The following is a 19488-nucleotide window of genomic DNA, read 5'->3' on the forward strand; positions in this document are numbered from 1 at the left end:
AAAGCTGGAAAAGCTCCGGGAAACGATTCCCGGAAATCGACACCGCGAATTGACGGGCAGCACCGCCGCGCACTGCGGTGGACGTGAATCGTCCTGTCCCGATAGACAAGCCGAGCACATTCGGAGGAATGGTGGGCGAGCTGTCGAGCACCGAGCGGTCCTTCGACGGTGCCGATGAAGAGGATCGCCGCAGGACGGACTACGAACGCGAGCTGGCCGGCCTGCTCGCGCAGGGCATGTTCTGCGGCCCGCGCGCGGGAACGTGCCCGTGGTGCGGACATCCGGGACCGGGATTCCGTGCCCGGCTCGTGGATACCCGCCAGTGCAAGCCAGGCGTGTTCGACATGGACGAATGCCGATCCTGCGGCCACGTGTTCCAGAACCCCCGGCTCACGCCTGCCGCGCTCGCCTACTACTGCCGGGACTCCTATGACGGTCTCGGCCGCGACCACTACGCCTCGGTGGCGGAGTACAGCCGCTCGGCGCAGCGTGCGCGGGTGCGGCTGGTCACGGCTCACCGCCGCCCGACATCGTGGCTGGACGTGGGCGCCCGGCAGGGACATCTGTGCCGGGAGGCGCGGCGGATGCTGCCAGGGACACGCGTGACGGCTCTCGATCCGAGCCCCGAGGTGCTGCGCGCGAGGGACCGTGGCTGGACCGACGAGGCCGACCAGCGCCCGCTGACCCGCTTCGCCGAGGACCACCCCGGCGAGTTCGACGTCGTGAGTCTGGTCCACTACGCCGAACGCACCGCCGACCCGAGAGCGCAGTTCGCGGCCGCGCGGCGCCTGCTGCGGCCCGGCGGCGTGGTCTTGATCGAACAGGTCAACCCGCTCAGCCGGTACGCGGATCTGCACGGCCGTTACTGGTACTGCTGGCTGGCCCCGCAGAACCTGCACCTCATGCCCGCGGACAACGTGTGCGGCGCGCTGGGGGAACTCGGCTTCACCGTGGCGGACGTGCGGCGCGGTGCGGCGAACAAACCCTTCGACAACGTCGCCGCACTGCTCACGGCCCTCAACCACCGGCTTCCTCCGGCCCGCTCGTGGCCGTGGTCGTCGCGGAGGGCGAGCGTGGCGGGACGGGCGGCCAGAACGGCGGCGATGGTGCTGGCCGCTCCGGCGCTCGCGCTCGCACTGGCCGTGGACTCGCTGCTCCATCCGCTGATCAGCAGGGGCGGTGGAGGCAACACCTACCGGATCGTGGCCGTGGCGCGCTGAGCACCACAACCCGGCAGCAGGAGCACCGTGACGACGGAAGGCGGATTCGATGAACGTCGAGCAGTTGCAGGCTCGCGCCGAGAAGACGGCCGAGCGCGCCATCACCCACCTCTACGACCGGCAGCGTGAGGACGGCTCGTGGGTGGATCGGTTGTCCTCCTCGACGATCGCGACGGCGCTGGGGGCGTTGTCGTTGCACCGCGCCGATTCGGTGGCCTACGGGGCGAGGGTCGAGAACGCGGTGCGGTGGCTGCGTACCCATCAGCGGGAGGACGGGGGCTGGGCCATGGCCGACGCCGAGTGGCCGAGCAGCCCCGGGATGACCGCGTTCGGGCTCGCCGCCCTGCACGAGATCGACCCGCACGACTCCCAGCGCGCCATCGAGCGGGCGCACACGTTCATCGACGTCAACGACGGCATGAACGTGATCCCCGGACTCACCGGCGAAGCACCGAAGACGTGGCCCGCGGCGCTGCCGACGATCTGGGCTCTCACGGGGTTGCGGGACTTTGAGGCGCAACCCGACCTTCCCGTCGAGACGATCCTGGTGCCGCGCCGCTGGCGCAACAAGGTGTCGATCGCGCTGCCCGCGATCCTCGGCCTCGGGGTCATGCAGGCGCGCACGATGCGCCGTAGCCTGCCGCGGCGCGTCCTCGGCCGGATCGCCGAACCGCTGGCGCTGCGGTGGTTGCGGGGGATCTCCGGCACCAACGGCGGTATCGAGGAATGCCCCATGATCGCGGGATTCCTCTACCTCGGGCTCCGGCAGGCGGACGTCGCACCCGACCTGCAACGGGCGTCGCTGCGCTACCTGCTTGAGACGCAGCGGGACGACGGTTCGTGGGCCATCGACCGTGACCTGGAGATCTCGGTCACCGCCTACTCCATCATGGCGCTGTCGGAGTTCTCCGACGTGGCGAAGGAACCGCTGCTGGAAGGCACCCGCGAGTGGTTGCTGCGCAACCAGTGGAACAAACCGTTCAGCGAGTTCGACATCCCGGCAGGCGGCTGGAGCTGGGCCAATCCGTCCGGCTGGCCGGAATCCGAGGACACCGCCGTCGTGCTCGGCGTCCTGGCCGACCTCGGCGTGCCGCGCGAACATCCCTCGGTACAGCTCGGGATCGACTGGCTGCTGGCGATGCAGAACCGCGACGGTTCGTGGTCGGAATGGGTGCGCAACACGCACATCATGAACGACCGTCCCTGCCCCGGCGTCACCGCGCACGTGATCATGGCGCTTCAGCGGTACGGGATGCCCGACTCGCCCGGCAGCGCGATCGCCAGGGCGCTGGCCTACCTGCGCGGCCACCAGCAGAACGACGGCTCGATCTCGTCGGTCTGGTTCAGGGACAACACCCACGGCACGAGCAGGCTGCTCGAGGCGTTCGTGGATTCCCGCAGGGGCAGCGCTCCCTCCGCCGTCGCCGCCCGCGAATGGCTGCTCGCCAACCAGGCCGAGGACGGCGGGTGGCCGCTGCGGCACGAGCTGCCGCCGAGGGGCAGCACGGCCGAGGAGACGGCGTGGGCGTTGTTCGCGCTGGTGAAGGGCGGGGTCGATCCCCGCGATCCCGCTGCGCTGAGGGCGGTGGAATGGCTGGTGGACCACCAGGACGACCAGGGAACGTGGCGGCCGAGCAACGTCGGCCTCTACTTCGACGACCTGTGCTACACCGACGACCTCATCGCGCACACTTTCGCGTTGCGCGCCATCGGCCGCTGGTTGAGAAGGCTGGCTCCGGCGGGGGAGACCCGGTGAAGCCAGCGGCGGGCAGGCGGCCCCAGCCGGGCCGAGGCGGCGGCGCGGGCCTCCCTGCCGGCCCCGCGCTGCCCGCAGTGGTGCAGACCGCGCTGTGGGCAGCGGCGCCCGTGTGGTTCGGCCGGACCTGCCTCCGCCGGTACGGGCCGCTGTTCACCGCCCGCATCCTCGGTTTCGGACCCGTCGTCTACGCCTGTTCGCCCGAAACGATCCGGCGCATCCTGCTGGACGACGCCGCCGCGTTCGACGCCGCCTCGGCCAACGAGTCGATCCGGTTCGTGGTCGGTGAGCATTCGCTGCTGATGTCGGGCGGCGCCGAGCACACCCGGCGGCGCAAGCTGCTGATGCGTCCGCTGCACGGGCGCAACGTCGCCGACTACGTCGATGTGATGGTGTCCATCGTGGAGCGGGAGATGCGGTCGTGGCGACCGGGTTCCACGGTCAGGCTGCTCGACTGCTTCCAGCGCGTGACGCTGGAGGTGATGATCCGCGCGGTGTTCGGCATCACCGATTCCGCCCGGCTCGACCGGCTCCGCGTGCTCGTGCCCAAGCTGCTCGCGCTGAACCCGCTCATCATCCTGCTTCCCGCTCTGCGCAAGCCGTTCGGCGGCATTGGACCGTGGGCGCGATTCCAGCGGCTGCTGCGCGAGGTCGATGACATCATCCACGCCGAGATCCGCCAGCGGCGGCAACGGCTGGCCGCCGAACCGGACCTGCGGGGCAGCGACGTGCTCACGCTGCTGCTCACCACCTCCAGTTCCGGGACTCCGCTGTCCGACACCGAGTTGCGCGACCACATGGTGACGCTGCTGGCCGTGGGGCAGGAGACCACGGCGACGCAGCTCGCGTGGTTCTTCGAAAGGGTGCTCCGCAGCGGCTCCGCACTGCGGAGGGTGCAGGCCGCGGTCGATGAGGGAGACACCCGCGTCCTCGACGCGGCCATCCACGAGGCGATCCGTGCCAGGCCGACCACATTGGACGTCGGGCGCATCACCGTCGGGCGATGGGAGGCCGAGGGCCACTCGTTCCCGGCTGGCACGCTGTTCGCGGTGTCGCTCGGCCTGTTGCACCTTTCGCCGGACCTGCACCCGGTGCCGGAGTCGTACTCGATCGACCGGTTCCATCCTGTCGAGCCGCCCAGCACGCACTTCCTGCCCTTCGGCGGCGGGAACCACCGATGCCTCGGCGCGTCGCTGGCGATGGTGGAGATGCGCACGGTGATCACCACAATCCTGCGCAACGCCAGGTTGCGGCCTCGCCGCGCCGCGCCGGAGCGGGTCAAGCCCAAGGGGCCGATGCTCGTACCAGGACACGGCGCGGAGGTGGTCGTTGACGCGAACCACCTTCCCGCCTACGCCGCGAGCGCGACCGTGAGCGAGGAGACGACATGACCGCCACCGTCCGCGCCTTCCCGTTCCCCCGCGCCAGGCGTCTCGACCTCGAACCCGAGTACCGGGCGCTACGGGAACGGGAACCGGTGAGCAGGGTCGCCTTCCCCTACGGCGAGCAGGCGTGGCTCGTCACCCGCTACGCCGACGTGCGCACCGTGCTCACCGATCCCCGCTTCTCCCGCGCCGTGTCCCTTGAGCGTGACGTTCCGAGGGTGACCGAGGAGAACTTCAGCGGCGGGCTCGTGGCCATGGACCCGCCGGAGCACACCCGCGTGCGTTCGGTGTGCAGGCACGCGTTCACCGCCCGCACCGTGGCCAGGCTGCGGCAGCGGGCCACCACGATCGCCACCGACCTGGTCGAGACGGCGCGGCGTGAGGGCGGGTTCGACGCGGTGGAGGACTTCGCGCTGCCGTTCACCCTGAAGATGATCTGCGAACTGCTCGGTGTCCCTTACGAGGACCGCGACCACTTCCGCTACTGGGCCGAAGCGGGACTGGCCACCACCTCGCTCACCGAGGACGAACGGTGGCGCGCCACCGGCAACATGTGGGACTACGTCGCGAACCTGGTGGCCGAGCGGCGCGCGCACCCGCGCGACGACCTGATCTCGGCGATGCTGGCCGTGCAGTCCGAGACGGGCGCCGTCAGCGACGACGAACTCGTGATCGTGGCCATGACCATCCTCGTCGCCGGCTACGAGACCACCTCAACGCAGTTGCCCAACTTCCTGTACGTGCTGCTGGAGGACCGCGCCCGCTTCGAGACGCTGGTCGCCGACCCCGGGCTGATCCCCGGCGCGGTGGAGGAGCTGATGCGGTACGTGCCGCTGGAGGCCAACGGCACCTCACCCCGCTACGCGCTGGAGGACGTGACGCTGAGCGGCGTGCGCATCGAGGCGGGTGAGCCGGTGGTACCGGCGTCGGTGATCGCCAACCGGGACCCCGAGGTCTTCACCGATCCCGATCGGCTCGACTTCACCCGCAGCCCCAACCCGCACCTCGGATTCGGGCTGGGGGCGCACTTCTGCCTCGGAGCCCCGCTCGCGCGGCTGGAACTTCAGGTCGCCCTCGACGTCGTCACCACGGCGGTGCCGGACCTGCGGCTACCGGAGGACAACGACGGCATCGAGTGGAAGGAGGGGATGCTCGTGCGCGGCCCCTCCCGGCTCCCGCTTGCCGTGGATTCCGTGGACCCCGTGGACCCCACAGCGCCCGCACCGACCGCGTCACCTCGTCCCCAAAGGAGCAGGCCATGACCGCACCCGAACAACCGCAGGCAGGCGTCACCTCCCGCGAACCGCCTCCTGTCGAACGCTTCCGCCCCGCCGACCTCGACGAGCGCGACTGGAGCCGGTTGAGGGCGACCTGCCCGGTGTCGCGTGTGGACACCCCGGAGGGCGGCGAGGTGTGGCTGGTGAGCCGCTACGCCGACATCCGCGCCGTCCTGGCGAGCAGGCAGTTCAGCGTCTCACCCATCGACCCCGACAGGGGAACAGGCACGGCGGAGGCCAACGAGTCGATCTTCCAGGATCCACCGGAGCACACCCGCCTCCGCGGTCTGGTCGCGGGACCCTTCGCGGTGGGCTACGTCGGCCGGTACCAGGACACGATCCGCGCGGGGGCCGACCTGCTCCTCGACCGGATTCGCGAGGTGGACGGGCCGGTTGACGTGATGGAGGACTTCTCGAAGCCGCTGACGATGAACGTCATCTCCGAGGTCGTCGGCGTCCCGGAACCCGATCGCGCGCTCTTCCAGCGCCTGTCCGACCAGCTTCTCGTCCCGCTGTCCGAGGCGCAGGGAGTGGTCGCCCTTGAGGGCTGGCGGCAGCTCAACGACTACGTGCGCGACCTGATCGCCCAGCGCCGCCGCGACCCGCAAGGCCGGGATCGCCCCGACCTGCTCGCGCACATGATCCGCGCGCAGGAGGAGGACGGCATCGTCGATGACGTCGAGCTGGCCACCATGGTGCTCGGCCTTCCCGTCGCAGGGTATGTCAGCACAGCCAACGCGATCGCCGTCGCCATGCGGTACCTGCTGGAGTTCGGGTGGCTGGCCCGGCTGCGCGGCGAGCAGGAGGCCGGGCTGCGCAAGCAGTTCGTCGAGGAGGTCCTGCGCATCCAGTCCGGTGACAACGGCGAGTCCATGCCCCGGTTCGCCGCCGAGAACGTGCGGATCGGGGGCGTGCTGATCAGCAAGGGGGACACCGTGGTGGCGCCGCTGGTGGCGGCCAACCGCGACGCCGACATCTTCTCCGACCCCGAGGTGTTCGACCCGCACCGGCCGAACCTCGGCCGCCACGTCGCCTTCGGGTTCGGCATCCACCGCTGCCTCGGCGCGAACCTCGCGCGGCTGGAGCTGCGGATAGCGGTGGACGCACTCGTCGAGTGCGGAATGGACTTCGTGATGCTCGAGGCATGGAAAGCGGTCCCCTGGAAGGTCAACATGCTGGGCGACCGGTTCCCCGAACGGATGCCGGTGCGGGCGCTGCCCGCCGCGAACGGAGGCGAGTGATGGGATGCCACATCCTCTTCGCGTCGATTCCCGCATGGGGCCACCTCTACCCGGTGCTTCCGGGGCTGGCCGAACTCGTCCGCAGGGGACACCGCGTGAGCTGCCTCGCCTCGGGTGGTTTCGCCGGTGAGGTGGGCAAGGTTCTCGACGTCGTGCCGTACGACTCGCCGATGGACTCGACCGAGGTGGACCTCGCCGACATGGGCAGCGTGCTGCCGATGATGCTCGACGAGACCCGCGCCGCCTACAGCGTGCTCGCCGACGTCGTGCGTGCCGACCCTCCCGAGGTGATCGTGTCCGACGTGCTGTCGAACGCGGGCTGGCTGCTGGGCAGGGCTTTCGACCTTCCCGTCGTCCGCACCTGGCCGGTGTTCGCGTCGAACTCCGAGTTCTCCCTGCACGAGGACTACACCTCCCGCACCGATACCGAGGAGTCGATGACGGCGTTCTTCCGTGCGGTCGCGGCGTTCCTCGACGAGGTGGGGCTCGACACGGTGTCGCCGGAGCAGTTCTTCGACAACGAGGCCGAGCACAACATCGCGTTGTTCCCTCGCGCGTTGCAGCCGCGCGGGGAGACGTTCGACGCGCGCTTCACCTTCATCAGCCCGTGCATCAGGCCAGCCGAGGGCTCGCCGGAGGTGCCGTGGCTGGCCCGCTCGCAACCACTGGCCGTGGTGTCGCTGGGCACGGTGTTCAACGAGAAGATCGACTTCTTCCGCACCTGCCTCGACGGCATCGACCGGCTCGGCTGGTATGCCGCCGCCGCGCTGGGCAAGCGGGTCAACCCGGCCGCGATCGGTCCTGTCTCGCCGAGGGTGTTGCTCACACCGACCCTGCCGATGATCGACGCGTTGCGCCATGCCTCCGTCGCGGTCACTCACGGGGGCCTGACCAGCACGCTCGAAGCACTCGCCGAGGGCGTTCCCGTGCTGATCTCACCGCAGATCGGGGAGCAGCGCGGCGTCGCCGACCGTGTGGAGGCGCTCGGGCTCGGCCAGCTCCTCCCCGATCCGTTCACCGCGGAGGAGCTGGCCGAGCTGATCAAGCAGGTGTCCCAGGACAGCGCGATGGCCGAACGGCTCGACCGGTTCCGCGCCACGGTGCGGGACGCCGACGGACCCGCCCAGTTCGCCGACGCCGTCGAAGCCGTGCCGCGCTGAGCAGGACCGTACCCGACCAAGCCGAAGAGTGTCAGGAACGAGTGCCAGGAAAGAGACCGACATGCAGGAGCACCTCGCCGGCTCGCTCGCCGACTACCCCTTCGTCCGCGATTCGATCATCGACCCCTCACCCGAGCTGGCCAGGCTGCGGGACTCGGCCCCGATCCACAAGGTCACGACGAGCGGGGGAGGGCAGGCGTGGCTGGTCACCCGCTACGCCGACGTCCGCGCCGTGCTCGGGCACGCGGCGTTCGGAACGCAGTACCCGGGAACCATCCCCACCGCCGACGAGAACAACCTCGCCGCCGGGTTCATGTTCCTCAAGGACCCGCCGGAACACACCCGGTTGCGGCGTAGCGTCAGCAGGGCGTTCACCGCCCGGCGCGTCACCGTGCTGCGCGAACGCGCGCAGGCGGTCGCCGACGGGCTGGTGGCCGACCTGCTCGCCGAAGGTCCTGTCGCGGACCTCCAGGAAGGCTTCGCCTACCCACTGCCGATCACCGTGATCTCGGAGTTGCTCGGCATCCCCGAGCAGGACAGAGGCCGGTTCCGGGGCTGGGCCGACATCGTCCTGCGGTCGGTGGAGGGTGATCCCGCCGAGACCGCCACGGCGTTCACCGACCTGCAACGGTTCGTCCTCGATCTCGTGGCGGCCAAACCCGACGGTGACGACCTGCTCAGCGACCTCGCCCGCCAGTCGGATCAGCCGGACGGGCTCAGCAGGCTGGAGATCGCGTCGATGGCGATGGGGCTTTTGATGGCCGGGTACGTCACGACGGCGTCGGCGATCTCCCACGGCATGCTGCGCCTGTTCGACCACCCGGCTGTGCTCGACGGGCTGAGGACCGGTGAGGTCCCAGTCACCGGTGTGGTCGAGGAGCTGCTGCGGTTGCAGGACGAGGAGGTCGGCATCCAGCGCATCGCGCAGGCCGACATCGACCTCTGCGGGGTGCGGATCAGCAAGGGAGACGTCGTGATCGCCTCGCGGGTCGGGGCCAACCGCGACCCCGCCGAGTTCGACGCCCCCGAGACGTTGCGCGTCGGCGGGAGACGCAGCCCGCACCTGGCGTTCGGCCACGGCATCCACCACTGCCTCGGCGCGGCACTGGCCCGCATGGAGCTGGCCGTCGCGCTCACCACGCTCAACACCGGAATCCCAGGACTGCGGCAGGCGGACCCGCCGCACGAGGTGTTGTGGAGGGCCGAGGGGATGGACGTCAGCATCGAGCGACTTCCCGTCACCTGGTGACAGCGGTATCCGAGTCCGGAAGAGAAGAGGGAAGGCAAATGGGAGAAACGGTTCCCCGGTTCACGCGAGGCTACGACCCCGGCGAGCTGGACGCCGCCGTGCGCGACAGGGGCGCGGCCGTCATCGAGCAGGCGTACCCGACGGCACAGTGCGACACCTTCCTCACCGAGGTGGAGGACTATCTCGCCTCCCATCCCGATGAGGTGGCGTACGCGGCGAACTCGGTGCTCGGGGGGTTTCAGGGCGACACCACCGCCACCCTGCACGGACTGGTCGGCAGGATTCCGTGCGCGGCAGGCATGGTGTTGCAGCGGGACCTCGTGGACTGCGCGCGGCGGGTACTCGCACCGCTGTCGGACACGATCCTTCTGACCATCGCCGAATACATGGCGCGTACACCGGGCGCGGCGCGGCAGGAACTGCACTGCGACACGTTCTCGTGGCGGCACGTCCCCGGTGGGCCGAACCCGATCGCGCTCACCGTGATGGCCGCGATGAGCGACTTCACGGCGGACAACGGCGCGACCTGGGTGGTGCTCGACAGCCACGGCGGGCCGCCGACCGCCCAGGCCCCCGACTGGAGCGAGGCGGTGCAGGCGGAGCTGCGCAAGGGCGACGCGCTGCTGTTCCGCGCCGACCTGTTTCACGCCGGAGGCGCGAACACCACCACCTCCGACGTCCGGCAGATCTTCTCGATGGGCTTCCAGGTGGCGTGGCTGCGCCAGGTGGAGAACGGCACGCTCAGCGTGCCACCCGAGGTCGCGGCCGGGCTCGACCCGGAACTACAGGAGTTGCTCGGCTACTCGCACGAACTCGTCCTCGGCCTCTACAAGGGAGGCCATCCCCGCAATGCGATAACGGCGTCCGCCCGATCCGCGTCCGCCTGACCGGTGAAGGCCCGGGCGGTCCGGCCCTCACCGGGGCCGGGCCGTCACCGGCGCGGCTCGTACCGGCCGCGCATCACCCTGCGAGCGATGACCGTGAACGCCAGCGACGGAACCCCCACCGCCAGTGCGAGTCCGGGTCGGCCCGCCGCCGCGATGAGGAAGCAGCCGAGGACGATGCGCTCGACCACCACGATCTCGTGTGCCCGCAGGCAGACGGCGCGGGGGATGGGCCTGCTCGACCGGACGACGCTCGCGAGCGAAACACCGCCGAGCACGGCGGGAACGAGCAGTACGCCGTAGTAGAGCCCCTCATCGACCGTGTCACCGAACGCCACCGGCCACAGCAGGGCGAGGACCAGCCAGCCCACGTAGAAGCGCACCAGCGCGCGCACCGTGGCGTCGTCGCCGTAGCGGACCGGATAAGTCGAATAGCCGCCGTCGCGATCACCGTCCCTGTCGCACAGTGCGCCGAGGAGATTCGACCCGGAGTCGTGGACCCAGAACATCAGCGCCAGCGGCAGGAGTTCCGGAGCGAAGAGCGGCTGCACCGTCATCGACCCGAACAACACCGTGAGCGCCGTCGGAAGGCCCCTGCTCACGTTCCCCCACAGGCCCCGCCCTTTGAGCCTGCTCGCGTAGGCGATGCCGAAGACGGCCGCGGGCACGGCCAGCAGCACGGTCAACGGGTTGGCGAGTACGGCGAGCGCCGCGGACACGGCGATCAAGCCCACCATCGCGTTGCGCGCGGTCACCGCGCGGATGCGGCCGGAGGGAACCGGCCGGTGCGGTTTGGTGAGAGCGTCGAGTTCCCGGTCGAAATAGTCGCCGCCGTAGAGGGAGGCGATCCAGGCCAGTGTCGGAACAAGCCACGCGAGCACCAGCGACCCCGGCGGCGCGCCGGGATCGGTGAGAATCGCGCCGGTCAATCCCACCGTGCCCGCGTAGAAAATCGTGTCGGGTCTGCATGCCTCGAGGTGAGCCAGTACTCGAACGCGCATAGCGGGGGCACTGTGCATGGCCCCGGACGCTAGCAGCAAACGAAATCATGGAGCAGTTTTGCGGCAGTTCGACGTCAACCGGGGAAAGGAAACGCCCATGAAACGTTCGGCGCATGTCATCGGCGGCGGCATCGCAGGACTGGCCACGGCGGTGGCCCTGAGCCGAAGCGGATGGACGGTGCGGGTCTTCGAGCGCGCCACCACCCTGCGCGCGACAGGAGGAGGAATCGGCATCACCCCCAACGGGATGCGGGCACTCGACGCGCTCGGCCTCGGCGACGACGTCAGGGCGCGGGCGGTCGTGCAGGGCGAGGGCGGCGTGCGTGTCCCCAGTGGACGGTGGCTGGCCCGCAGCGAACTGGGGTTCGTCGAGCGCCGCTACGGCGACGCCATCCGCGCTCTGCACCGCTTCGACCTGCTCTCCGCCATCGCTGGGGCGCTGCCACCTGGCGCACTGCGCTTCGGCACAAGCGCCGAGGTCGTGTCCTTCGGCACCGCCACCGCACCGGCCGTGATCCGGGCGGGGGACAGCGAACTGGAGGCCGACGTGGTGGTGGCGGCCGACGGAATCCACTCGGCGACACGGCACCGGATGCACCCCCGCCATCCCGGCCTTCGCTCCACCGGTGCGGTGAGCTGGAGGTGCGTCGTGCCCTCGGACGGGTTGTCGCCGGTGGCCGCCGAGACGTGGGGTCGGGGCCTGCGTCTGTCGATCCTTCCCCTGCCGAGACGGCGGGTGCACTTCTCGGCGCTCGCCAGGCTCACCGCGCGCGGGCGGGCCGGCCACTCCGGGGGTCCCGCTCCGCTGTTCGGGCACTGGCACGACCCCATCCCCGCACTGCTCGACCGGGCGCGGGAGCACGAACTGTTCTTCGACCGGATCGAGGAGCTGGTGCGCCCACTCGGCACCTTCGTCGCAGGACGCGTCGCGCTGGTCGGCGACGCCGCGCACGCGATGACCCCCAATGTCGGATCAGCCAACCTGGCGCTGGAGGACGCCGTCGAGCTGGGGTCGGCCCTCTCCGGCGCGCGGACCACCCCGGATGCCGCGCTCGCCGCCTACGACATCGCGCGACGGCCGCGAACCGCCCGCCTCGCGACGATGTCGAGGTGGATGGGCAGGGTCGCGGAGCTGTCGCCCCTGCCCGCCGTGGCCGCCCGCAACGCGGGAGTGTGGCTCGGCGGGTTCCTGCCCGAGTCGGTGTCGCGGGGATCGATGGACGCGATGGTGTCCTGGACCCCGCCCCACTGACCGGCGGTTGTTCGCCGTTCACCGGCATTGCCATCCGGAAGGCCCTCGGGCTTGAATGCTGGTCGCCGGATTCCCGCGGATCGCGCCGGAGGTCGTCGAATGGTGCGTGCTCCGTACTCGAACGTGAAGACGGGACAACATGGAAGCACGGGATTTCGAGTTGCTCATCGGACAGAACATCATCGACCGGTACCGTTCCGACGACAATCGGGCGACCGTTTTCGAACTGCTCGGCAAGGAATGGGATCTGCTCGACGACGTCTGGCCTCCCTCGTATTCACCAGGCGGTGAGCTGTTCGCTGACCACATTCCCTTCGACACGATGGGTTCCTTCCTCGAAATGGGGTGCGGGACGGGAATCATGTGTGTCCTCGCCGCACTGGCCGGGACGGAACGGGTACTGGGCCTCGACCTCAACCCCGCCGCCGTCCGCAACACCGAACTGAACGCCGCCCGGCACGGTGTGGCCGACCGGGTCAGCGCACGACACAGCGACCTGTACTCGGCGGTGCGGCCGGGCGAGCGGTTCGACGGGATCTACTGGAACCCACCGTTCCTCGACGCGCCGGAGGACAAGGTGGACTCCTCGATCTGGCACGAGACGATGTTCGACCCCGCCTACGCCAAACTGCGGCGCTTCGTGCGGGAGGGTCGTGAACTGTTGAACCCGGGTGGGGCGATCTACCTGTGGTTCGGGGAGGCGTTCGGCAACCCGACGCTCGTCCACGACCTCGCCGAGGAGAACGACTGCACGCTCCACGTGCTGAAGAAGATTCAGATGTCGGAGATCCCCGACGCGCTGGCCGACGCGTTCCCCGGTGAGCTGATCGCCGGAGACGAGGGGCCCGCGTCCTGGCACCTGCACCTGCTGGAACTGCGGCCACGGTGACCGCGATGCCGCGCGAGACGAACGGAGTCGCTTGCTCATGACCGACATGGTCGAAAGGGCGATGCGAATCGCCGACGAGGTGCTCGCCCCCGCAGCGGACGAGGTCGATCGCACCGGCACGATCCCCGGCAGCCATTTCGACTGCCTCGCCGAAGGGGGCTTCTACGGCCTCGTCGCACCACCCGAGTCCGGCGGGGCCGGGGTGGAGTTCGGCGACTTCCTCCGCATCATCGAGGTCCTCGCGGCAGGATGCGTGACCACCACGTTCACCTGGCTGCAACACCACGGCATCGTCATGGGCCTCGCGACGACCCCGAACGCCGAACTGCGCCAGAAGTGCCTGCGGCAGGCGGCCGACGGCACGCTGCGGGGCGGCGGCGCGTTCTCCGGTGTCATCCCCGTCCCGCCGAGGGTCGTGGCCACCCGCACCGGCGACGGGTGGTCGTTCAACGGTGAGGTCACGTTCGTCAGCGGGTGGGGTTACGTCGATGTCCTGCACGTCTCCGCGTTCGACCCGGACAGCGGGCAGGTGGTGAGCGGGCTCGTTGACGCGAAACCGGGCAAGGGGATCGCGGCCGTGCACCCGCTGGAACTCGTGGCTGCGCAGGGCAGCAACACCGTGCGGCTGGTGTTCGACAACCTGCTCGTTCCCGACGAGCGGGTCACCACCCGGATCGACCGCGAGGAGTTCCTCGACGGCCTCGTCGTCGGGTTGCGTGTGGACAGTTCACTCGCGTTCGGTCTGATCGACCGAGCGGCACGCGGCATCGCGGGACTCGGGGAGACGGCCGTCGCCGGGGCGCTGCGCGCCCAGGCCACCGAGTTGAGGAATCGCTTCGACGCGGCGCTGGCCGACCCGCCCGCGCTTCCCGCGCTGCGCGCCGAGACGTCCGAACTGGCCGCGCGCGCCTGCTCGGCGTACGTGGTGGCAGCGGGAGGGCGGGCGCTGGTGCGCGGCCACGAAGCGCAGCGACTCGCCCGTGAGTCGCTGTTCACCCTCGTGGTCGCCAGCAGGCCTTCGGTGAAGGCGGCGCTGCTGGAACGGCTGGCAGGCCACGCCGATGCGGCGGGAGTTGCCTGATGCACCGGGTTCCCATCGCGGAAGGACATCTCGCCTACGACGACGTCGGTGAGGGCCCGGCCGTGCTCCTCCTGCACGACGGAACCCTCGACCGTCGCGTGTGGGAGCCGCAGCTGCATGCCTTCCCCGGCTACCGGGTGCTCGCCCTCGATGCGAGGGGGCACGGCGAGTCCTCCACCCCCACGACGCCCTACCTGCGGGGTGACGACGTCATCGCGTTGCTGGACCACCTGGATCTTCCCGACGCCTACCTGGTCGGGCAGTCGATGGGCGGCACGAGCGCGCTGGACACCGTCATGGATCACCCCGACCGCGTCGCCGGGCTCGTGGTGAGCGGTTGCGGAACCTCCGAGCAGTACTGGCGGAGCTCGTTCGTCGTGGACCTGCTCAAGGAGCAGATGGAACACGCCTTCCGCCGCGACACCGAAGGCTACGTCGAGACGTTCCTGCGCCTGTGGGTGGACGGCCCCCACCGAGCGCCGCACGAGGTCGATCCGTCCGTGCGCGAACGGTGCCGCGAGATGGCCATGCACACCGCGCTCACGCACGCCCGGCCCGACCCGGTGTTCCCCGGCAAGGCGGCCGACACCTGGGACCGCCTCGCCGGCGTCGAGGCCCCGCTGCTGGGCATTGTCGGCGAACTCGACTGCGACGACATCCACGAGATGGCCGAACGCGTGGTGTCGGGGGTGCCGGACGGTGCGCTGGAGGTGTTCGAAGGGGCAGGCCACATGGTGAATCTGGAACAGCCGCAACGGTTCACCGCCACCGTGCGGTGCTTCCTCGACCAGCTCTCCGACGGAAGGCGGTGACCACTGTGGACACCCAGTCGTTCACATTGCCGTACGAGCGGCTCTCCCCGTTCGACCCGCCGCCCGCCTACGCCGAGCTGCGCCGACGTTGCCCTGTCACCAGCGCCACCACAGCGGCGGGCACGCCGGCGTGGGTGGTGCTCGGCGCGAAGGAGGCGCAGCGGGTGCTCTCCGACCGCCGCTTCGGCATCGCACCGAAAGGCGCCCAGGTCGATACGGAGTCGCTGCTGTGCGACGGCGAGGACCACGCCCGCTTGCGCCGCGTCATCTCGCGCGGGTTCAGCCCCCGTGCTCTCGCCGATCTCCGGCCGCGCGTGGAGCGGCTCGCGATCGAGCACGTCACGGAACTTCGTGAGGCAGGCCCGCCTGCCGACCTGGTCGGCCTGGTCTCCCGCCCGCTGACTCTCGCCGTGATCACCGAACTCCTCGGTGTCCCGGTTGACGACCGCAAACGCTTCTACACCTGGGCCGAAACCGTGTCCGCCGTCATCGCCGACGACGTGGAGGGCTGGGGGCAGGCGTGGGCCGAGCTGGTCGCCTTCCTCGGTGAGCTGATCGAGGCCAAACGCCGGGAACCGGCCGACGACCTGCTCAGCGCCATGATCGCGGTCCGTGACGCGGATGACGGCAGGCTCAGTGACCGGGAACTGGTGCTGGCCGCCGCGTCGCTGCTCTCCGGAGGGCAGCTCACCACGGTCAACGCGCTGAGCATCGGCGTGGTGAAGCTGCTGGGGCTGGGCAGGGGACTGGCGCCGTGGCGGGACGAGCGGGCCGCCGAGACCGCCGTCGAGGAGATGCTGCGCCACCAGGCAGGCATCAGCGGCGAGGCGTTCCCCCGGTGGGCGCACGAGGACGTCGAGCTGGCCGGACGGCACATCGCCGAGGGCGACATGGTGATCGTGCGCCTCGAAGCGGCCAACCGCGACCCCGAGGTGTTCGCCGACCCCGACCACTTCGACCCGGAACGCACCCCGAACCAGCACCTCAAGTTCGGCTACGGCCCGCATCGCTGCATCGGGGCCGCGGTGGCGCGCATGGAACTCGTCACCGCCGTCCGCGCACTGGCCGAGCAGCTGCCCGGCCTCGCGCTCGCCGGTCCACGGGAGTCGATCCCCTGGACCGATCATCCGCTCGACAGCGGGCCCCGGAAGGTGCTCGTGACCTGGTGACCCGCCGCCCTCGAACGGCAGCGCGGCAGGGCACCGAACCAGCACAAGAGGACACATCCGATGGTCGATCCACCACTCAAGGTCTGGTTGGTGCAACAGGGAGTCTGGGCCATGTCGCTGGAGTCGATGCCGCTGGCATCCGGCTACCTCAAGGCGACCGCCCTGCAAGACGACCGCATCGCAGCCAACGCCGACATCCGCATCCGAAACTTCGACGGCGGCAGCACGCTGTTCGGGATGGCCAACGACCTATTCCACGACGGCGCTCCCGACGTGATGGCGTTCTCGGTGCTCGGCTGGAACTACCGCGAGTTCGCCGCGCTGGCCGAGACGTTCAAGGAGATCAACCCGGACGGCTGGGCGATCTTCGGCGGCAACCACGTCTCCCAGCAGGCCGATCGGGTCTTCGCCCTTCACCCCTACGTCGATGTCGTCGTCAACGGCGAAGGCGAGTTCACCTTCCGTGACCTGCTGCTGGCCCGTCTCGACGAGCGCTCGCCGCGCGAGCTGCACGACATCGACGGCATCTCGTTCCACGACGGCGACGCCCGCGTGGTCACCACCAAGGACAGGCCGAGGATCGACAACCTCGACGAGGTGGCGTCGCCGTTCCTCACCGGCGCGATCCCGCTCACCGACGAGCACGGCAGGTTCCCCTACGACGTCGCGCTGCTGGAGACCAATCGGGGCTGCCCCTACAAGTGTTCCTTCTGCTACTGGGGCGGCGCCGTGGGACAGCGGGTGCGCGCGTTCTCCCGCGAACGGCTCCGTCAGGAGATCGAACTGTTCGCCCAGCACAAGGTGCACACCCTCGTGCTGTGCGACGCGAACTTCGGCATGATGCCCATCGACCTGGAGTTCGTGGAAGACGTCATCGCCACTCGCGAGCGATACGGCTACCCGCGCAGCATCGAGACGTCGTGGGCGAAGAACAAGTCCTCGGTCTTCTTCAAGATCGTCAAGGCGATGAAGGACGCGGGCCTGCACAGCTCCTTCACCCTCGCGTTGCAGACGCTCGACGAGGGCACGCTCGACCTGATGAACCGCCGCAACATGAAGGTCAACGACTGGGAGAGCCTCGCGGAGTGGCTCGGCAAGGAAGGACTCGACTGCTACGCCGAGCTGATCTGGGGCGCGCCCGGCGAGACCATCGACAGCTTCATGAAGGGCTACGACCGGCTCGCCAACCACGTGTCGCGGGTCGCGGTGTACCCGATGCTGATCCTTCCCAACACGACCTACCACACGGAGCGGGAACGGTTCGGGCTCGTGACGGTGCGCGGCAACACCGACGACTTCGAGTACCTGCTGTCGCACGACACCATGTCACCGCGCGACAACCAGTACATGCACCGGTTCATCTTCGTGGCGAGGCTCATCGCCGAGAACCCCGTCCTCCGGTACACGTGGGCTCCGTTGCGCACCCTCGGCGGCATCACGCAGTCCGAGCTGATCCGCTCGCTGATGGACTGGTTCGAACACGACACCGACCCTTCGGCCGAGCCCTTCCGCACCGGGATGATCAACTCGTTCACCGACTCCGACGTGCTCGCTCCCGTGCTGACCCGCGTCTACGGCACCGACGAGGCCAAGGACATGCTGCGCAGGTGGTGGGCCTTCTCGGTGCTGCCCCGGGTGCCCGACGAGGTGCGGCCCGTCCTCGACACGATCTTCGAATACGACCTGATCACCCTCCCCGCCTACACCCAGCCCGGCCACGATCCCTCGTCCCGGCACGCCAACGAGACCCTGCCGATCGTGGACATCGACGGGGAGAGCTACCACGAGTGGCGTGACGTGTGGACCGGCTTCGACGTACCGGCGCTGACGATGGCGTTGCGCCGCGACGAACCCTACGAACACCTGCTGACTCCGACTGTGCACTCCCTCTACTACAAGGTGGGCGCCGACCGCTTCCTGCCGTCCACCAACCACGAGGAGATCGTGTACTACATGGGCAAACTCGATCGCCAGTTGCTCGGCCGCCCATGACGAGGACTTCTTCTCCGGCCACTTCGTCCGAACACTGGAGGCAAACATGCGTGGTCCTGTGACGATCGGCGCGGCGGACGGTACCGAGCAACGCGACCACCCTGCCCTCGGCGCGGTTCCCGCCATGCTCGCCGGACGTGTCGCCGACGCGCTCTCCCAGCGGTGGCGTGAGGATCAGCAGAGCCTGCTGGCGTCGATGTGTGTCCACGCGCTCGTCCCTTCAGGCAAACTCTTCCGCCCGATCCTGCTGCTGGAATCGGCACTGGCGGTGGGAGGTGACGCCGAGGTGGTGCTACCTGCCGCCGTCGGCGCCGAGTGCGGGCACGTGGCCAGTCTGGTGCACGACGACATCATCGACGACGACGACCTGCGCCGGGGCAGACCCTCGGTGCAGCACAAGTTCGGTGTGGACAACGCGATCGTCGCCGGTGACGCGCTGATCTTCGACCTGTTCGCCGCGCTGGCCGAATGCCGCGCCACGGGAGCGTCCACCGAACGCATCGTCGCCGCGCTGGAGGTGGTCGCGCGCTGCGGTATCGACCTGTGCCGGGGGCAGAGTCTCGAAGCCGAGCTGTGCGAGCGGATGGACTTCGACCTCGACGCCTACCTGACCATGGTGCGGCTCAAGACGGCGGCGTTGTTCATGGGCGCCTGCAAGTGCGGGGCACTGCTCGCGGGCGGCGACGAGACCATGGTGGGGGCCCTCGGCGAGTACGCGCTCAACCTGGGCTGTGCCTTCCAGATCCACGACGACGTCCTCTCCTACACCCGGCAGACCGGTGAGCTGGGCAAGCCGGACACGAGCGACATCCGCAACGGCAGGCTCACGCTTCCGGTGATCCTCGCCTACCGGGCGGCGACACCCGAAGGGCGGCTGGCGATCACGGACGTGCTCGCGGGGGACGGCGATCCCGTGCTGCGGCGCGCGGAGCTGGTGTCGATCCTCACCCGCGCCGGCGCGCTCACCGACGCCGCCGACACCGCCCGGGAGTACTCGCGCAAGGCGATCGCGTCGTTGGATGCCCTCGGGCCGACGGCGAGCAGGGACCGGCTGCGTGGTTTCGCCGAGGCCGCCGTCAACCGGGACCGGTGAGCACAGCAAGTCCGCGCCCCCGGGTCG

At 69.6% G+C, this 19488-nt stretch carries 16 protein-coding genes; 15 read left to right on the forward strand and 1 reads right to left on the reverse strand.

Translation table 11 applies throughout. From position 1 onward, the window contains the following. The first annotated feature begins 128 nt into the window (after positions 1 to 128). The 8 genes from SACXIDRAFT_RS21885 (at position 129) to SACXIDRAFT_RS21890 (ending at position 10175) form a co-directional block, all read left to right on the forward strand. Positions 129 to 1220 (forward strand): class I SAM-dependent methyltransferase, encoded by a 1092-nt coding sequence (locus SACXIDRAFT_RS21885; RefSeq protein WP_050986969.1) that lies wholly within the window; start codon positions 129 to 131, stop codon positions 1218 to 1220. A gap of 49 nt (positions 1221 to 1269) precedes the next feature. Then, positions 1270 to 2976, forward strand: coding sequence for a prenyltransferase/squalene oxidase repeat-containing protein (locus tag SACXIDRAFT_RS20725; RefSeq protein WP_006240641.1), 1707 nt, complete (start codon positions 1270 to 1272; stop codon positions 2974 to 2976). After that, on the forward strand, positions 2973 to 4367 hold the full coding sequence (locus SACXIDRAFT_RS20730) for a cytochrome P450 (RefSeq protein WP_006240642.1): 1395 nt from the start codon (positions 2973 to 2975) through the stop codon (positions 4365 to 4367). Before SACXIDRAFT_RS20725 ends, SACXIDRAFT_RS20730 begins: the two co-directional genes overlap by 4 nt. Next, entirely contained in the window at positions 4364 to 5623 is a 1260-nt protein-coding gene (locus tag SACXIDRAFT_RS20735) for a cytochrome P450 (RefSeq protein WP_006240643.1), read from the forward strand. The genes SACXIDRAFT_RS20730 and SACXIDRAFT_RS20735 overlap by 4 nt, the downstream gene beginning before the upstream one ends. Beyond that, the gene (locus SACXIDRAFT_RS20740; protein ID WP_006240644.1) at positions 5620 to 6879 is read left to right on the forward strand and encodes a cytochrome P450; all 1260 of its coding nucleotides are present in this window, start codon (positions 5620 to 5622) and stop codon (positions 6877 to 6879) included. The genes SACXIDRAFT_RS20735 and SACXIDRAFT_RS20740 overlap by 4 nt, the downstream gene beginning before the upstream one ends. Further along, the gene (locus SACXIDRAFT_RS20745) at positions 6879 to 8039 is read left to right on the forward strand and encodes a macrolide family glycosyltransferase (RefSeq protein ID WP_006240645.1); all 1161 of its coding nucleotides are present in this window, start codon (positions 6879 to 6881) and stop codon (positions 8037 to 8039) included. The genes SACXIDRAFT_RS20740 and SACXIDRAFT_RS20745 overlap by 1 nt, the downstream gene beginning before the upstream one ends. A 61-nt stretch (positions 8040 to 8100) precedes the next feature. Further along, on the forward strand, positions 8101 to 9288 hold the full coding sequence (locus SACXIDRAFT_RS20750) for a cytochrome P450 (RefSeq protein WP_006240646.1): 1188 nt from the start codon (positions 8101 to 8103) through the stop codon (positions 9286 to 9288). A gap of 38 nt (positions 9289 to 9326) precedes the next feature. After that, positions 9327 to 10175 carry a phytanoyl-CoA dioxygenase family protein gene (locus SACXIDRAFT_RS21890; RefSeq protein ID WP_006240647.1) on the forward strand — a complete coding sequence of 283 codons (849 nt, stop codon included), beginning with the start codon at positions 9327 to 9329 and terminating at the stop codon, positions 10173 to 10175. Between the two features lie 44 nt (positions 10176 to 10219). Here the strand turns inward: SACXIDRAFT_RS21890 and SACXIDRAFT_RS20760 are convergent, their stop codons facing one another. Further along, positions 10220 to 11173: a UbiA family prenyltransferase gene (locus SACXIDRAFT_RS20760; protein ID WP_157599698.1), complete on the reverse strand. Its 954-nt coding sequence runs from the start codon at positions 11171 to 11173 to the stop codon at positions 10220 to 10222. Positions 11174 to 11270: 97 nt separating this feature from the next. Here SACXIDRAFT_RS20760 and SACXIDRAFT_RS20765 point away from each other — a divergent pair, with 97 nt between their 5' ends. The 7 genes from SACXIDRAFT_RS20765 (at position 11271) to SACXIDRAFT_RS20795 (ending at position 19461) form a co-directional block, all read left to right on the forward strand. Continuing rightward, positions 11271 to 12425 carry an FAD-dependent monooxygenase gene (locus tag SACXIDRAFT_RS20765; RefSeq protein WP_006240649.1) on the forward strand — a complete coding sequence of 385 codons (1155 nt, stop codon included), beginning with the start codon at positions 11271 to 11273 and terminating at the stop codon, positions 12423 to 12425. Positions 12426 to 12564: 139 nt separating this feature from the next. Beyond that, positions 12565 to 13314: a methyltransferase gene (locus tag SACXIDRAFT_RS20770; RefSeq protein WP_006240650.1), complete on the forward strand. Its 750-nt coding sequence runs from the start codon at positions 12565 to 12567 to the stop codon at positions 13312 to 13314. Positions 13315 to 13351: 37 nt separating this feature from the next. Then, positions 13352 to 14395: an acyl-CoA dehydrogenase family protein gene (locus SACXIDRAFT_RS20775; protein WP_006240651.1), complete on the forward strand. Its 1044-nt coding sequence runs from the start codon at positions 13352 to 13354 to the stop codon at positions 14393 to 14395. After that, the gene (locus SACXIDRAFT_RS20780) at positions 14395 to 15207 is read left to right on the forward strand and encodes an alpha/beta fold hydrolase (RefSeq protein WP_006240652.1); all 813 of its coding nucleotides are present in this window, start codon (positions 14395 to 14397) and stop codon (positions 15205 to 15207) included. The genes SACXIDRAFT_RS20775 and SACXIDRAFT_RS20780 overlap by 1 nt, the downstream gene beginning before the upstream one ends. Then, positions 15204 to 16376, forward strand: coding sequence for a cytochrome P450 (locus tag SACXIDRAFT_RS20785; RefSeq protein WP_040922308.1), 1173 nt, complete (start codon positions 15204 to 15206; stop codon positions 16374 to 16376). Before SACXIDRAFT_RS20780 ends, SACXIDRAFT_RS20785 begins: the two co-directional genes overlap by 4 nt. A 60-nt stretch (positions 16377 to 16436) precedes the next feature. Next, on the forward strand, positions 16437 to 18368 hold the full coding sequence (locus SACXIDRAFT_RS20790; RefSeq protein ID WP_006240654.1) for a KedN5 family methylcobalamin-dependent radical SAM C-methyltransferase: 1932 nt from the start codon (positions 16437 to 16439) through the stop codon (positions 18366 to 18368). Positions 18369 to 18414: 46 nt separating this feature from the next. Continuing rightward, positions 18415 to 19461, forward strand: a complete 1047-nt coding sequence (locus SACXIDRAFT_RS20795; protein WP_006240655.1) for a polyprenyl synthetase family protein — start codon at positions 18415 to 18417, stop codon at positions 19459 to 19461. The last annotated feature ends 27 nt before the right edge of the window (positions 19462 to 19488 follow it).

Origin of the sequence: Saccharomonospora xinjiangensis XJ-54 (assembly GCF_000258175.1) — a bacterium.
GTDB lineage: Bacteria > Actinomycetota > Actinomycetes > Mycobacteriales > Pseudonocardiaceae > Saccharomonospora > Saccharomonospora xinjiangensis.

Bases quoted from the DNA above. Each gene is read 5' to 3' on its own strand.
- SACXIDRAFT_RS21885 (WP_050986969.1), top strand. From the start codon at position 129: ATGGTGGGCGAGCTGTCGAGCACCGAGCGGTCCTTCGACGGTGCCGAT.
- SACXIDRAFT_RS20725 (WP_006240641.1), top strand. From the start codon at position 1,270: ATGAACGTCGAGCAGTTGCAGGCTCGCGCCGAGAAGACGGCCGAGCGC.
- SACXIDRAFT_RS20735 (WP_006240643.1), top strand. From the start codon at position 4,364: ATGACCGCCACCGTCCGCGCCTTCCCGTTCCCCCGCGCCAGGCGTCTC.
- SACXIDRAFT_RS20740 (WP_006240644.1), top strand. From the start codon at position 5,620: ATGACCGCACCCGAACAACCGCAGGCAGGCGTCACCTCCCGCGAACCG.
- SACXIDRAFT_RS20745 (WP_006240645.1), top strand. From the start codon at position 6,879: ATGGGATGCCACATCCTCTTCGCGTCGATTCCCGCATGGGGCCACCTC.
- SACXIDRAFT_RS20750 (WP_006240646.1), top strand. From the start codon at position 8,101: ATGCAGGAGCACCTCGCCGGCTCGCTCGCCGACTACCCCTTCGTCCGC.
- SACXIDRAFT_RS21890 (WP_006240647.1), top strand. From the start codon at position 9,327: ATGGGAGAAACGGTTCCCCGGTTCACGCGAGGCTACGACCCCGGCGAG.
- SACXIDRAFT_RS20760 (WP_157599698.1), bottom strand. From the start codon at position 11,173: ATGCGCGTTCGAGTACTGGCTCACCTCGAGGCATGCAGACCCGACACG.
- SACXIDRAFT_RS20765 (WP_006240649.1), top strand. From the start codon at position 11,271: ATGAAACGTTCGGCGCATGTCATCGGCGGCGGCATCGCAGGACTGGCC.
- SACXIDRAFT_RS20770 (WP_006240650.1), top strand. From the start codon at position 12,565: ATGGAAGCACGGGATTTCGAGTTGCTCATCGGACAGAACATCATCGAC.
- SACXIDRAFT_RS20775 (WP_006240651.1), top strand. From the start codon at position 13,352: ATGACCGACATGGTCGAAAGGGCGATGCGAATCGCCGACGAGGTGCTC.
- SACXIDRAFT_RS20780 (WP_006240652.1), top strand. From the start codon at position 14,395: ATGCACCGGGTTCCCATCGCGGAAGGACATCTCGCCTACGACGACGTC.
- SACXIDRAFT_RS20790 (WP_006240654.1), top strand. From the start codon at position 16,437: ATGGTCGATCCACCACTCAAGGTCTGGTTGGTGCAACAGGGAGTCTGG.
- SACXIDRAFT_RS20795 (WP_006240655.1), top strand. From the start codon at position 18,415: ATGCGTGGTCCTGTGACGATCGGCGCGGCGGACGGTACCGAGCAACGC.